Below are 13749 nucleotides of genomic sequence, written 5' to 3'. Positions count from 1 at the left end.
GGGTCACAGGTGCCCCCTGCCGCAAAGCAGCCTTTGTTGCGCGCGATGAGGGGGCGAGATGCAGAGACGACAAGACGGAGCGTCACCATGATTCACTCCTTCCTCTTCCGGCCCATGCGCGTTGCGGCGGTGGCTGCCAGCCTGGCACTGGGCGGCGCCCTGGCCCTGCCCGCCCTGCAGGCGGATGCCGCCCCGCCGGCGATCGCGCAGAAGATCGCGGACCACTTCTCCTCGGTCAAAAGCATGACCGGGGAATTCGTGCAGTTCGGGCCGCGCGGTGAACAGACCGGCGGCACATTCTCGCTGCTCAGGCCCGGCCGAATCCGCTTCGACTACGAGGCACCGGCCGCCTTCCGCGTTGTCTCCGACGGAAACCACGTGCTCCTGAACAACGAGAAGCTGAAGACCTACGAGACCTATCCGCTGTCCAAGACGCCGCTGAAGCTGCTGCTGGAAGACCGGATCGACCTGTCGAAAGCGTCCATCGACGACGTGAAGGCCGACGAAGACATCGTCACGGTCAAGATGAGCGATGCCTCCGTCTTCGGCAACGCGCGAATCTCGATGGTGTTCGATGCGGCGAGTTCGGAACTGCGCCAGTGGACCATCACGGACGCGCAGGGCAAGGACACGACGGTCATGATCTTCAATGTCAAGGAAGGCGTGCCGCTCAAGGACTCCGCCTTCGCGATCGACTACAACAAGGTCGCGGAGACGAACTCGCGGCGCGGTTCCGGTGGCCGCGGCCGCTAGACCTGCTCTGCTGGCGTCGAATCGACGGAATTTCCGATGGCCTTGATTTCGGCGATTCCGGGCGCGGAACCGGTTCCCGCGACCGTTCGCATTGCCCCGGTCGCGCAATAGCTGTGGAGGAAACGCCTGGTGGCCGGTCGACGGCCGCCAGCGCTTGAAACGGCGGCGCCGGCTTGGCACTGGGACCGTTTCCGTTGTCCGACAAGGTCCTCCATGCCGTTCTCGATCGCTACCTGGAACATCAACTCCGTCCGCCTGCGGATGCCGCTGGTGGAGCAGTTCCTGAAGGCCCACCAGCCCGACGTGCTGTGCCTGCAGGAGATCAAGTGCGAGAACGGGCAGTTTCCCGAGGCGGCGTTCCGGGCGCTGGGATACGAGCATCTCGCGGTCAATGGCCAGAAGGGCTACCACGGCGTGGCGACCGTGGCGCGCCGCCCGATCCGGGTGGTCGAACGCCGCGAATTCTGCGCCATGGGCGATTGCCGGCATATCTCGGTAACGGTCGGAACCGGGAGCCGGGACATCCTTTTGCACAATTTCTACGTTCCTGCCGGGGGCGACGAACCGGACCCGGCAATCAACCCGAAGTTCCGGCACAAGCTGGATTTCCTCGACGAGATGCGGTCGATCCTGGCCGACCACGGCGAAGGCCAGTCCTCCGTGCTGGTCGGCGATCTCAACATAGCGCCGCTGGAAAACGACGTCTGGTCGCACAAGGCGCTGCTCAAGATCGTCAGCCATACGCCGCTGGAGACGGAAACGCTGGAAGACCTGCGCCTCAAGGGCGGCTGGAGCGACCTGATGCGCCAGCGAATACCGCCAGAAGACAAGCTCTACACGTGGTGGAGCTACCGCGCCAAGGACTGGGACGGCGCCGACAAGGGGCGGCGCCTGGACCACGTCTGGTCGTCGCCGGACCTCGAGCCGTTTCTCAACGACATCAGCGTGCTGCGTGCCGCCCGTGGCTGGGAAAAGCCCTCCGACCACGTGCCGGTGATCGCGACCTTCGATCTGGACTAACGTGCGGCCGGGCGGTCCCGGCAATCAGTCGCGGAAGCGGCTTTCCAGGCGAGCCACCTGGTCGGTGAGCTCCTGCAGTTCACGGGCGAACCGCTCCTGCAGCAGCACCGCGGTCTCGGGATACTCGGTGAGGATGCGCCGGAACAGGGTGCGGCCAATGCGAATGAGTTCGCAATCGGTCTTCGCCACCGCTCCCGTGGCGCGGCGCGCCGGGGCAATCAACGCCAGGTCAGAAAGGATGGTGCCAGGGCCGACGGTGCGCAGCACGGCAAGCCGGTTGCCCTTGAGCGTGGTCAGGTCGATCTCGCCGGATACGATGATGAACGCACCATCGGCGGCAGCGGCCTCGCGGTAGAGTTCGCGGCCGGCGGAGAGGCGCAGGCTTTCGGCACCGAAGGCGAGGAGACGCAGCTGTTCCGTCGTCAGACCTTCAAAGAAGCCGACGGATCCGATCAGCCTGATGTCGTCGTCAAGCGCCATCCGCGGCGACGTCCCCTCCACGGCCCCCCGAATCACTCTAGACCGTGACGTGTCAGGGAACCAGCTTGTATCCGCCGCTTTCTGTCACAAGAATTTGCGCATTGGAAGGATCGCGTTCAATCTTCTGGCGCAGACGATAGACATGGGTTTCAAGCGTGTGGGTGGTCACGCCTGAATTGTAGCCCCAGACTTCTTCCAGGAGAACGTCGCGCGTCACCACCTTCTGGTCGGCGCGGTACAGGTACTTGATGATGGAGGATTCCTTTTCCGTCAGCCGGACCTTGGCACCGCGCTGGTCGACCAGAAGCTTCTGGCTCGGCTTGAAGGTATAGGGGCCGACGAGAAAGGTGGCATCCTCGCTCTGCTCGTGCTGGCGCAACTGGGCGCGAATGCGTGCAAGAAGCACGGCAAAGCGGAAAGGCTTGGTGACATAGTCATTGGCGCCGGCTTCCAGGCCCAGGATGGTGTCGGAATCGGTGTCCTGTCCGGTCAGCATGATGACGGGCGCCTTGAAGCCGCCCTTGCGCAGCAGCTTCACCGCCTCGCGGCCATCCATGTCGGGCAGGTTCACGTCCATGATCAGCAGGTCGATAATGCCGCCGCGCGCGGCCTGAACGCCCTTGGTGGCGGTCTCTGCTTCCAGGACCTCGAATTCCTCGTAGAGTGAAAGCTGCTCGACGAGCGTCTGGCGCAGGTCCTCGTCATCGTCGACAATCAGGATCGTCCGGGCCGTCATGCGTTTCCTTTCCTCGGGCGTCGTTCTGGAGAGCGGCATCTTTACGCAATCGCGGGAACGGCGCAAAGATCATCACGGTCTTTTGTCCCGACTGTAACTCTTGCTCGAAAAAAGGTGAAATGAAGGTCAACCGGCGTAAAAAAAACAAGGGCCTGGCCGTGATTGCCGTTCGGGCGAGACCCGGGAATCCGTGCCAGGGCCTGTTGCGGGCCGGGGGCAGGACGTTCACCTGCGCGCTCGGCCGGTCGGGGATCTCGGCCTTCAAGCGGGAGGGAGACGGGGCGACGCCGCTGGCCGGGATGGCCGTCCTTGACGGCTATGTCCGGACCGACCGGACGGTCCTTCGCGCCGCCGGCGTGGCGCTCAGGCCGATCCGTGCAGACGACGGCTGGTGCGATGCGCCGGCCCACGCCTGCTACAACAAGCCGGTGCGTCTGCCGTTTTCGGCCAGCCACGAGCGGATGAAGCGGGATGACCGTCTCTACGACCACTGCCTCGTGCTGGACTGGAACATCGGATCGCGGCGGCGATACCGCGGATCGGCCATCTTCCTGCATGTCGCGCGCCAGGGCCATCCGCCGACGGAAGGCTGCATCGCCGTTTCGCCAGCCGTGATGCGCCGGCTCCTGCCGCACCTGCGGCGCGGCACGCGGATCCGGGTGCTCCGCTGACCGTCAGGCGAACCGCCAGACCGTGGTCTTTTTCACTTCCGCATCCTCCAGCACCCGGGTGACCGGGACTTCGTGGACCGAGCAGGCCGCGAGGCGTTCGCGCGGCAGGTAGGCGCGGCCGGGATCGCCGACGAGAACGGTGCATCCGCGGGCAGACAGGGCTTCGAACCAGGGAACGAGCCGGTCGGCGAAATCGCGGTCGTAGAAAACGTCACCGGCCAGCACGACGTCCCAGCCGTGATCTGTTCCGGTCAGGTCGTCGGCGGTGGCCTCGACCGAGACGCCGTTGAGCGGGGCGTTGAGCGCGATGGCCGGGATGCAGAAGGGATCAATGTCTGCGCAAAGCACGTGGCGCGCGCCGGCCATGGCAGCGGCGATGCCGACCAGCCCCGACCCGGCGGCAAAATCGAGCACGGTCTTTCCCCGCACCTGCTCCGGGTGATCGAGGACATGACGCGCCAGTCCCTGCCCGCCTGCCCAGGCAAAGGCCCAGAAGGGTGGCGGCAGGCCGATCTCTGCCAGTTCCTCCTCGGTCTGGCGCCAGAGGTCATAAGCCTCGTCCGCCAGGTGCAGGGCGATTTCCGGCACGTGCGGCGGGTGATGCACCGCCGTGTTGGCACGGATGAAGCCGGTGATGCTTTCGGGTGTCAGGCGCATGGCCCGTTCCGCCGGTCAGAGCGGCTCGAGCGTCTTGCCGTCAAGCCCGCCCATGCGGCAGACCTCCATCCACTCGTCTTCCTTCACGGGTTGGACGGAAAGGCGCATGGAGGTGACGAGCGACATGTCGGCAAGTTTCGGATTGGCTTTCACGTCCTTCAACGTCACCGGTGCCGGCATGTCGCGGACAGCCCGGATATCGACGCATTCCCAGCGCGGATCGTCGGTCGTGGTATCCGGGTGAACCAGGGCGCAGACCTCGACGATGCCGACCACTTCCAGGCCCTCGTTGGAGTGATAGAAGAAGCCGCGGTCGCCGATCTCCATGGCGCGCATGTTGTTGCGGGCCTGGTAGTTGCGGATCCCGTCCCATTGCTCGCCCGCCTTGCCGCGGGCCTTCTGGTTTTCCCAGGACCACTTGAACGGCTCGGACTTGAACAGCCAGTACTGCATCGTCAAATCTCCCCTCAGGCTTCCGGGTTGTTGACGACCCAGGTCCAGGGGCGGACCTCGACGGAGGCGAAAAGCCCGGCCGCGGCATAGGGGTCCCTGGCGGCCAGTGCCTCGGCGGCGGACTGGTTCTCGGCCTCGACGACGACCAGGCTGCCGTTCGGCTTCCCGTCAGCGCCCATGAAGGGCCCGGCGAGTTTCACCAGTCCCTGGTCCTTCAGGCCGTTCAGCCATTCCAGGTGGGTCGGGCGGGTGTCGAGACGCACCTGCAGCGCGCCGGGCTTGTCGTTGCAGATCAGGGCAAAGAGCATGGTTTCCAGTTCTCCTCGGGCCGTGTGGCCAGTCTATATTTCGGGATCAAACGTCTTCGGTCTTCAGGGGCCGGGACAACAGCGCTTCCATGGCCGCGCGAACGGTCAGTCGGCCATCCAGAACGGCGGCCACGGCCTCGCAGATCGGCGCGTCGATGGCGTTGTCGCGCGCCAGGCGTGCGGCAATCCCCGCAGTTGCGGCGCCTTCGGCCAGCGGGCGCCCTTCAAGGCTCTCACCTCGCCCCAACGCCACGCCATAGGCGAAATTGCGCGATTGCTCCGAGCCGCAAGTGAGAATGAGGTCGCCGAGGCCGGACAGGCCCATCATCGTTTCCGGGCGGCCGCCAAGTGCCGCGCCGATGCGGCGCAGTTCGACGAAGCCGCGTGTGATGGCGGCTGCCTGGGCGCTGGCGCCAAGCCCGGCACCACGGATCGACCCGGCTGCGATGGCCAGGACGTTCTTCAGCGCGCCGCCGACCTCGACACCCTTCAGGTCGTCGGAGGCATAGCAGCGCAGCGCCGGCGCGGAGAGATCCGCGGCAAGATCCCGGGACAGTTCTGCCGTTTCTGCGGCCACGGTCACGGCGGTCGGCAGGCCCTGCGCCACGTCACTGGCAAAGCTCGGACCCGACAGGGCGGCAACCGGGTTGGCGGGCAGGATCTCGCGGGCAATGTCGGACATCAGCAGGCCGGTGTCGCGCTCGATGCCCTTGGCGCAGAGCACGAGGGGGCTCGTTTCGGGGATGGCCGGGCGAAGGCCGGACAGCGCCGCGCGCAGGGTCTGCGCCGGCATGACCGCGAGCACGATCGCGGCGTCGCACAAGGCGTCTGCGGCAACGGTCGTGGCGGCGAACCCCGGGTCGAGCGTGATGCCGGGCAGGTAACGCGCGTTGCTCCGCCGGGAATTGATTTCCTCGACGGTTGCCGCGTCGCGGGCCCAGAGCACGGTTTCATGCCCGGCCCGGGTCATGGTCAGCGCAAGGGCGGTTCCCCAGGCGCCACCGCCGAGTACGGCCACCTTGCCGGTTGCGTCACTCATGCCTTTGCCCCCCTCTTGCCGGCACCGAAGACCGGCGCAGAGCCTTCGTCCAGCGGCCAGCGCGACCGGGGAGCGACATCCATTGCCGTCTCGTCCGTCAGGCCTGCACGCAGGCGCTCCAGCCCGGCCCAGGCAATCATCGCGGCGTTGTCGGTGCAAAGCGCCATGGGCGGTGCTGCAAAACGGAAGCCTTGATCCGCGCAAAGCGATTCCAGCGTGGCGCGAACGGCGCGGTTCGCGGCAACCCCACCGGCAACCACCAGCACGGGTTCGTCCACGCCGGGATATTCGGTGCGGAAGCGGCCAAGGCTGCGGGCGACACGGTCGGCGAGGGTTTCGCAGATGGCACGCTGGAAGGAGGCGCAGATATCGGCGACGTCCTGGCCGGACAGCGGCGCGATGGCCGTCGCGGCCTGTCGGACGGCCGTCTTCAGGCCCGAAAAGGAAAAATCGGGGCGGGCCTCGCCTCTCAGCGGACGCGGCAGCGCGAACCGGCTTGCGTCGCCGGTTGCGGCCGCCTTTTCCACCTCCGGCCCGCCCGGATAGGGCAGGCCCAGCAGCTTGGCCGTCTTGTCGAATGCCTCGCCGAGGGCATCGTCTATCGTCGTACCCCAGCGCTGGTAGTCGCCAACGCCGGCGACGCGCACGATCTGGGTATGGCCGCCGGAAACGAGCAGCAGCAGGAAGGGAAATTCGGCCTGGCCCGTCAGGCGGGCGGTGAGGGCATGGCCTTCCAGGTGGCTGACCGGGATGAGCGGCTTGCCCCATGCGGCGGCGAGCGCCTTGGCGGTCATCAGGCCGGCGATCAGGCCGCCGATGAGGCCCGGTCCGGCGGTCACGGCGATGGCGTCGATGCCGTCGCGCGTCGCGCCGGCCTCGCGCATGGCCGTCCCGATGATCCCGTCGAGTGCCTCGACATGGGCGCGGGCGGCGATCTCGGGCACCACGCCGCCGAAGGCCGCATGGTCGGCGATCTGGCTCAGGACCGCGTTGGAGCGGATTGCCGGAACGCCATTCGCGTCCAGCGAAACCACCGAGGCGGCGGTCTCGTCACAACTGGCCTCGATGCCGAGAACGGTGGTTGCGAAGGGCTTCTGATCGATCATTGCAGGGTCGGGCATATCCCGATAGACAGGGCGACAAAGGTTGGCGACGGTTACCACGGACAGGCGGACATGCAAACACGGCGGATCAGAATCGGCACGCGCGGCAGCGAACTTGCCCTGGCGCAGGCCCGGGAGACCCGCTCGCGGCTGATGGCCGCCCATGGCATGGACGAAGACGGGTTCGAGATCGTGGTGATCTCGACCTCCGGGGACCGCATCCAGGACCGGCCTCTTTCGGAAGCCGGCGGCAAGGGGCTTTTCACCAAGGAGATCGAGGAAGCGCTGTACGACGGGCGAATCGATCTTGCCGTGCATTCCTCCAAGGACATGCCGACCATGCTTCCCGAAGGACTGACGCTTTCGGCCTTCCTGGAGCGGGAAGACCCGCGCGATGCCTTCATCGGCCGGGATGCCCGACGGATCGCGGACCTGCCGGAGGGTGCGACTGTCGGTTCATCATCGCTGCGGCGCCAGGCGCTGATCCGGCGCATGCGGCCGGACCTTTCAGTGGTCATGTACCGCGGCAATGTGCAGACACGGCTGCGCAAGCTTGAAGAAGGCGTGGTGGCGGGAACGCTTCTGGCCAATGCCGGGTTGCGGCGCCTCGGGCTTGCCAATGTCATCACCGACCTGATGGATGTCGAAACCTTTCCGCCGGCACCGGGGCAGGGCGCCATCTGCATCGAATCGCGTGCCGACGATCACGAGATCGCCGGGCTTCTCGAAGCCATCGATCACGACGAAACGCGGGTGGCGCTGACCTGCGAGCGGGCCTTCCTGGCGGCGCTGGACGGAAGCTGCCGCACCCCGCTTGCCGGTCATGCGCGGGTCAGTGGCACGGAAATCTTCTTCTCTGGCACCATCCTGACGCCGGACGGGTCGCAGGCCCATGACATTGCCGCCGACGGGCTCATCACGGATGCCGAGATCATCGGCCGTGAAGCCGGTGAGGCCGTGCGCGCCAAGGCCGGGCCGGGCTTTTTCGACAGCTGGACCTGACATGGCCGGGCGGCGTGTTCTCGTTACGCGACCGCAACCCGGCGCCGACAAGACCGCGCGGCAGATCGCCGCGCGCGGCCACGAACCGGTTGTCCTGCCGCTGACACGCACGGTGACGCTCGACGCGGACCTGCCCCGCGAAGCAGCGTCGTTCGACGTCGTCGCAGTGACCAGCGCCAATGCCATCCGGCATGTGCGGACGGGCCTTCTCGACGGGCTTTTGCACCTTCCCTGCCTGACCGTGGGCCAGGCGACGGCCGAGGCCGCTCGCGAAGCCGGCTTCCAAACCGTGACCAGTGCCGATGGCGATGTCCACGCCCTGATCGGGCTCGCCGGGGAACGTCTCAAAGACCGCTCGACCATTGCCTATCTGTGCGGACGCGAGCGCAGGCCGGACCTCGAACAGGGGATGCGTGCCGAAGGGCACGCAATCATGCCGATCGAGACCTATGACATCAAAAAAGTCAGTTACTCAACTCAGGAAATCCGCACGCTTGTCGGCATCAAACCAATTGACGATGTCATGGTTTACTCGGCCCGGAGCGCCAGAGCACTGATCGCGATGATGGATAATCAGGAATTCCTGCAAGACGTTGAAAACGCACGGTTCCTGTGCATATCGACGCGTGTTGCGAATGCGCTCCATGCGCGGCCAGGCCTGCGTATCGAGGTGGCGGCGGAGCCGCATGAAGCTGCCCTGTTGGCCCTGTTGTAACCGTTGCCCGCGTGCCTGCGGCGCCGCAACCCTTTTTCTTGCCATTCATTGTGCTAAGCGAAGAAATTCGCCCGCCCGGGCGTGTGAATGAGATGCGGAGACCTGCCATGGCGAAGAAACCGGACCAACGCCATTCCAAAGACAAACGCGATCCCGTGACGATCGACCTCGATGCCAAGGACGTGAAGCGGATCGAGGAGGAAGCGCCGGAGACAAGCAGCGAGACCGAGGCGGTCGCCGAGGCCAACGCGGCGCTCGACACAGAGCCCACGCAGCCCGTTGCGACAGAGGCGACCGAGGAGACGGGACAGTCCGGCGAGGCCGTGGCCGACGAGACCGCCGAAGGCATGGAAGCCGGCGGTGCCGACAGCGCGGCGCAGGCCGCCGTGGAAGAAGCGCAGGTAGAGGAAGACGGTGCTGCAGTAGACAAGCCGGAGGAAACGCCGGCCGATGAACCGGCCGGGACGGCGAAGCAGCCCGGCGGTTACGACCGTCCGGACCCGGAGCCGGCGCCACGCCGGTCTGGCGGTGCGGGTGCGCTGGCCGGTGGCGTGATCGGCGCCGTGGTGACGCTCGCGGTTGCGGGCGGTGCCTGGTACACCGGTGTCCTGCCCCAGTCCGGGAAGACCGGCGCCGCGGTCGAGCAGCAGGCCAGCGAGATCGCCTCACTGCGCTCGCAGATCGAAGCCATCAAGGCGGAGGCCGGTAAAGCCGCGGTACCGGCGGACCAGCCGGACCTTTCCGGTGACCTGGAAACGCTGCGCGGGCAGATCGCGGACCTGACCAAGTCGCTGAAGACGGTGACCGACGAGGTGGCCGTGCTCGGGTCGGCGTCAGGCGGCCAGGACAACGGGCAGGCGGCGGCGCTGGCGCAGCGGCTCACCGGGATCGAGGAGCAGGTGTCGGCGCTGTCCGGGAAGGTTTCCGATGCCGCCGGCAGTTTCGACGAACAGGCAGCGGCCGCGCTCGTCGAGCAAAAGACCGCGCCGCTGGCGGAGAGCGTCCAGCAGGCGCAGGCTGCGGCGAACAGCGCCCAGAGCGCCGTCTCCGGCCTGGCGGAAAAGGTCACCGGCCTCGAGACGAGCGTCAAATCGCTCGGCGACAAGCTGGCCCAGGACAGCGGCCAGGCCGACGTGGCTCGGGCCATTGCCGCGACCGCGCTGAAATCGGCCATCGACCGGGGCCAGCCCTTCATGACCGAACTGGAGACTTTCACCTCCGTCAACGGCGGCGGCGAGGCGGTGGATGCCCTGCGCACGATGGCGGCATCCGGCGTTCCGACCCGCGCGACCCTGGCCGGCGAGGCCGATGATGCCGCCTACGCGATGATCGAGGCCACGCAGGCGCTGCCCGAGAATGCCGGCTTCCTGGATCGCCTTAGTGCCAGCGCGCGCTCGCTGGTGAAGTCGCGGCCGGTGGGCACGCCGGAAGGCGACAGGCCGGCAGACATTGCCGCGCGCATGGTGAGCGCCGTGCAGAGCGGCGACTACGGGAAGGCGCTGGCCGAATACGATACCCTGCCCGATGCCGCCAAGGCAGCCGGCAAGGGGTTCGCCGCCAAGCTGAAGGCGCGCATGGAAGCGGACCGGCTGGTTGACGAGGTGCTGTCCTCGTCGCTCAAGGCCGCGGGACAGAAGGGCTGAGGGAGGACGCAATCATGATCAGGCTTCTCGTCTTTCTCGTCATCGTCTTCGCGCTCGGCACCGGCTTCGCCTGGCTGGCCGACCGGCCGGGGATGATGCTGATCACCTTCAACGGCATGCAGTACGAGGTGTCGCTCCTGGTGGCCGCCGTGGCCGTTGTCGCGGTCGTTGCCGCGATCATGCTCGCCTGGTGGGTGCTCAAGGCAATCTGGACCAGCCCGCACCGGGTCAGCCGCTATTTCCGCGCGCGCAAGCGCGACCGCGGCTACCAGTCCCTGTCGACGGGCCTCATCGCGGCCGGTGCCGGCGACGCGGAAACCGCGCGGCGGATGAGCAAGCAGGCGCTGTCCATGCTGTCGGCGGACCAGGAGCCGCTGATCCACCTTCTCGATGCCCAGACGCTGCTGCTGGAAGGCGACACGGACGGCGCGCGCAAGAAGTTCGACGCGATGATCGAGGACCCGGAAACCCGGCTGCTGGGTCTGCGTGGCCTTTACCTCGAGGCGCAGCGGCAGCGCGAGCCGGAAGCCGCCCGACATTATGCCGAAAAAGCCGCAGAACTGGCGCCGCAGCTCGGCTGGGCCTCCAGTGCGACGCTGGAAGCGAAGACGCGCGAGGGCGAATGGGACGCGGCGCTCGGCCTGCTGGACAAGCAGGAATCGACACGCCAGATCGGCAAGGACACGGCTGCGCGCCGCCGCGCCGTCCTGCTGACGGCGAAGGCGATGGCGATGGCGGATGCCGACCCATCCGCGGCCCGCACGGCTGCGCTTGCCGCGCTGAAGCAGGCGCCGGACCTGGTGCCGGCCGGGATCGTCGCGGCCAAGGCGCTGGTGCGTCTCAACGACCTGAAGAAGGCCGCCAAGGTGCTGGAGACGATCTGGAAAAAGGATCCGCACCCGGAAGTGGCGCAGGCCTATGTCCATCTTCGCCCGGGCGATTCGGTGACGGACCGGCTCAAGCGCGCAGAACGCCTGCAGTCGCTCAAGACCTATCACCGCGAATCGGCCTATGCGGTGGCGCGGGCTGCGTTCGACGCCGGCGAGTTCAAGCTGGCGCGCGAGAAGCTGGAAGCCGTGCTGAAACAGGACCCGCGCGAAAGCGCCTACCTGCTGCTGGCCGATATCGAGGAAGCGGAAACCGGGGACCAGGGCCGCGTGCGGCACTGGCTGTCGATGGCCGTGCGGGCCCCGCGTGACCCCGCCTGGACGGCGGATGGCTATGTCTCGGAATTCTGGGCGCCCTTTTCGCCGGTCACCGGCCGGATCGACGCCTTCGAATGGCGTGTCCCGGTCGAGCGGCTTGGCGCCGTCGTCGACGACCGGCCGGCCGATGGCGGCATTTCAGTCATGCCCCCGGCCATTGCAGCCGGGCCGTCGCGCACCGACGACGAGATCGTCGCCGGAAGCGTGGCCGCCACCGCCGCGGCATCCGCGGCCGTCGAGCACCACGACGCCGATCCCGCCGTTGCCGACCCCGAGGGGCCGTCCGCGGGCGCGAAACCGGATGCGGGGATGGAAATCATCCCGCCCGCCCCGTCTGAACGGGCGGACGATGCGGCCCGCGCGGAAGCGGAGGACGCGGTGATGCCTGCGGCCGAGGTGAACCAGGCAGCGGCGGCCCCCGAACGCCCGGCTGCGGCAACGCCGGCGAAATCCGGGAAGGCGAAGAGCGACGGCGAACCCGCGGCCCTGTCCACGAACACGGCCGCGGCCGCGGTTTCCAGCCGGGCCGAACCCGCGCCTGCGCCGCTGGCCGAAGGCGTCAACGTGCCGGACTCGGTTGACCCGGGCCGCAAGGCGTCGTCCCGCGACCGTCCGCCGGTCCCGGACGACCCCGGCGTCGATCCAAATGCCCCGGAAGAAGCAAGCGTGCCTCGTTTCCGGTTGTTCTAACGTTGCGGCGCCATATAACGTCAGGAGGAGTGGCCCGAACCGGCCGCTCCTCAAACAGACTGCCAGGATGAACCCATGCTCGAGCGCCTTTTCAGTCTCTTCACCGAAAGTTCGCGTGCCGATGGCACCGGCGCCGGCGACGATCCGAAGATTGCCGCCGCGGCGCTGCTGTTTCACGTGATGGATGCGGACGGGGAGCGGCGCGAGGAAGAGCGTGCCCAGCTGACACGATCGCTGGCAGAGACCTACGGGCTTTCCGACGAGGAACTTGACCGGGTGCTGAAAGCCGGCGAAGCGGCCGATCGCGAAGCGGTGGATCTCTATGCCTTCACGTCGGTGATCAAGCGGGAACTGGACGAGCAGGGCCGGCTCGATTTCATCCGGATCATGTGGGACGTTGTCTTTGCCGATGGCTACATGCACGAACTGGAAGACAACACGGTCTGGCGCGTGGCCGAACTGATCGGCATATCCAACCGCGACCGGATCCTGCTGCGCCAGGACGTGGCAGGCCAGCGCGGCATCGACATCACGGGGTAGGAAGGGCATGGGCGAGGGCGGCAAGGGACGCATTCTGACGGTTCTGCATCAGGAGCATTCCAGTCCGGGACGGGTGGGGCAGATCCTGCAGGCGCGGGGATTCGAACTTGACATCCGCCGGCCGCCGCTTGGCGATCCGCTTCCGGAGACGCTGGAAGCGCATGCCGGGGCCGTGGTCTTCGGCGGCCCGATGAGCGCCAACGACCCGGAAGACTACGTGAAGCGCGAAACCGAGTGGATCGGCGTCGCGCTCAAGGAAAACAAGCCGTTCCTGGGCATCTGTCTCGGGGCGCAGATGCTGGTCAACCACCTTGGCGGACGTGTCGAGGGGCGGGCCGACGGCCAGGTCGAAATCGGCTGGTACCCGCTGCAAGCGACGAACGAGGGCAAGGCGCTGATGGACTGGCCGGACATGGTCTACCAGTTCCACCGCGAGGGGTTTTCGCTGCCGCACGGGTCGACGCTGCTGGCCAGCGCCGATGCCTATCCCAACCAGGCGTTCCGCCATGGCGAGAACGCGTGGGGCATCCAGTTTCACGGCGAACTGACGCGCGTGATGATGCAGCGCTGGATCGTGCGCGGGGCGCACCGTTTCGTGCTGCCGGGCGCCCAGAAGGGCCGCGAGCACATCGAGGGCCGGTTTCTCTGGGACCGCCAGCTCAAAGCCTGGCTCGATGCCTTCCTGCACATGATCTTCGAGGGCCAGACCCGGACGGACTGACCGTTTGTCTCAC

16 protein-coding genes are annotated in these 13749 nt (G+C 67.0%); 9 read left to right on the top strand and 7 right to left on the bottom strand.

The window, feature by feature from the left end:
- The first annotated feature begins 87 nt into the window (after window positions 1-87).
- Window positions 88-753: an outer-membrane lipoprotein carrier protein LolA gene (locus tag CSC94_RS00415; RefSeq protein ID WP_099302615.1), complete on the top strand. Its 666-nt coding sequence runs from the start codon at window positions 88-90 to the stop codon at window positions 751-753.
- 213 nt (window positions 754-966) lie between these two features.
- The gene (locus tag CSC94_RS00410; RefSeq protein ID WP_099302613.1) at window positions 967-1773 is read left to right on the top strand and encodes an exodeoxyribonuclease III; all 807 of its coding nucleotides are present in this window, start codon (window positions 967-969) and stop codon (window positions 1771-1773) included.
- A 24-nt stretch (window positions 1774-1797) separates the two neighbouring features.
- Here the strand turns inward: CSC94_RS00410 and CSC94_RS00405 are convergent, their stop codons facing one another.
- Together CSC94_RS00405 and CSC94_RS00400 are read right to left on the bottom strand one after the other, a co-directional pair.
- On the bottom strand, window positions 1798-2253 hold the full coding sequence (locus tag CSC94_RS00405) for a cyclic nucleotide-binding domain-containing protein (RefSeq protein ID WP_099302611.1): 456 nt from the start codon (window positions 2251-2253) through the stop codon (window positions 1798-1800).
- Window positions 2254-2305: 52 nt separating this feature from the next.
- Window positions 2306-2989, bottom strand: coding sequence for a response regulator transcription factor (locus tag CSC94_RS00400; RefSeq protein ID WP_099302609.1), 684 nt, complete (start codon window positions 2987-2989; stop codon window positions 2306-2308).
- Window positions 2990-3147: 158 nt separating this feature from the next.
- On the opposite strand from CSC94_RS00400, the gene CSC94_RS00395 reads away from it, so the two are divergent.
- A complete protein-coding gene (locus CSC94_RS00395) occupies window positions 3148-3660 on the top strand; it encodes a L,D-transpeptidase family protein (protein ID WP_245408214.1) in 513 nt (170 codons plus the stop codon).
- 3 nt (window positions 3661-3663) lie between these two features.
- On the opposite strand, the gene CSC94_RS00390 is transcribed toward CSC94_RS00395, so the two are convergent.
- Genes CSC94_RS00390 through tsaD form a run of 5 tightly spaced genes read right to left on the bottom strand, consistent with a single transcriptional unit; the run spans window position 3664 to window position 7223 of the window.
- A complete protein-coding gene (locus tag CSC94_RS00390; protein ID WP_099302605.1) occupies window positions 3664-4317 on the bottom strand; it encodes a class I SAM-dependent methyltransferase in 654 nt (217 codons plus the stop codon).
- Between the two features lie 15 nt (window positions 4318-4332).
- Complete coding sequence (locus tag CSC94_RS00385) at window positions 4333-4770, bottom strand: EVE domain-containing protein (RefSeq protein WP_099302603.1); 438 nt, start codon at window positions 4768-4770, stop codon at window positions 4333-4335.
- Between the two features lie 14 nt (window positions 4771-4784).
- The gene (locus tag CSC94_RS00380; RefSeq protein WP_099302601.1) at window positions 4785-5078 is read right to left on the bottom strand and encodes a YciI-like protein; all 294 of its coding nucleotides are present in this window, start codon (window positions 5076-5078) and stop codon (window positions 4785-4787) included.
- 46 nt (window positions 5079-5124) lie between these two features.
- Window positions 5125-6117, bottom strand: coding sequence for an NAD(P)H-dependent glycerol-3-phosphate dehydrogenase (locus CSC94_RS00375; RefSeq protein WP_099302599.1), 993 nt, complete (start codon window positions 6115-6117; stop codon window positions 5125-5127).
- The gene (tsaD, locus tag CSC94_RS00370; protein ID WP_099302597.1) at window positions 6114-7223 is read right to left on the bottom strand and encodes a tRNA (adenosine(37)-N6)-threonylcarbamoyltransferase complex transferase subunit TsaD; all 1110 of its coding nucleotides are present in this window, start codon (window positions 7221-7223) and stop codon (window positions 6114-6116) included. Before tsaD ends, CSC94_RS00375 begins: the two co-directional genes overlap by 4 nt.
- A 69-nt stretch (window positions 7224-7292) precedes the next feature.
- Here tsaD and hemC point away from each other — a divergent pair, with 69 nt between their 5' ends.
- The 6 genes from hemC (at window position 7293) to CSC94_RS00340 (ending at window position 13736) form a co-directional block, all read left to right on the top strand.
- Window positions 7293-8222, top strand: a complete 930-nt coding sequence (gene hemC / locus CSC94_RS00365) for a hydroxymethylbilane synthase (protein WP_099302595.1) — start codon at window positions 7293-7295, stop codon at window positions 8220-8222.
- 1 nt (window position 8223) lies between these two features.
- Window positions 8224-8937 (top strand): uroporphyrinogen-III synthase, encoded by a 714-nt coding sequence (locus CSC94_RS00360; RefSeq protein WP_165784278.1) that lies wholly within the window; start codon window positions 8224-8226, stop codon window positions 8935-8937.
- Between the two features lie 107 nt (window positions 8938-9044).
- Window positions 9045-10580 (top strand): hypothetical protein, encoded by a 1536-nt coding sequence (locus tag CSC94_RS00355; protein ID WP_099302591.1) that lies wholly within the window; start codon window positions 9045-9047, stop codon window positions 10578-10580.
- A gap of 14 nt (window positions 10581-10594) precedes the next feature.
- Window positions 10595-12475, top strand: coding sequence for a heme biosynthesis protein HemY (locus CSC94_RS00350; RefSeq protein WP_099302587.1), 1881 nt, complete (start codon window positions 10595-10597; stop codon window positions 12473-12475).
- 75 nt (window positions 12476-12550) lie between these two features.
- Window positions 12551-13015, top strand: coding sequence for a tellurite resistance TerB family protein (locus CSC94_RS00345; protein ID WP_099302583.1), 465 nt, complete (start codon window positions 12551-12553; stop codon window positions 13013-13015).
- Window positions 13016-13022: 7 nt separating this feature from the next.
- Window positions 13023-13736 carry a glutamine amidotransferase gene (locus tag CSC94_RS00340; RefSeq protein ID WP_099302581.1) on the top strand — a complete coding sequence of 238 codons (714 nt, stop codon included), beginning with the start codon at window positions 13023-13025 and terminating at the stop codon, window positions 13734-13736.
- The last annotated feature ends 13 nt before the right edge of the window (window positions 13737-13749 follow it).

Origin of the sequence: Zhengella mangrovi, from assembly GCF_002727065.1 — a bacterium.
Taxonomy (GTDB): Bacteria; Pseudomonadota; Alphaproteobacteria; order Rhizobiales; family Rhizobiaceae; genus Zhengella; species Zhengella mangrovi.
Note: the sequence above shows the minus strand (reverse complement) of the source record. Positions and strands in the feature narration are given on the sequence as shown.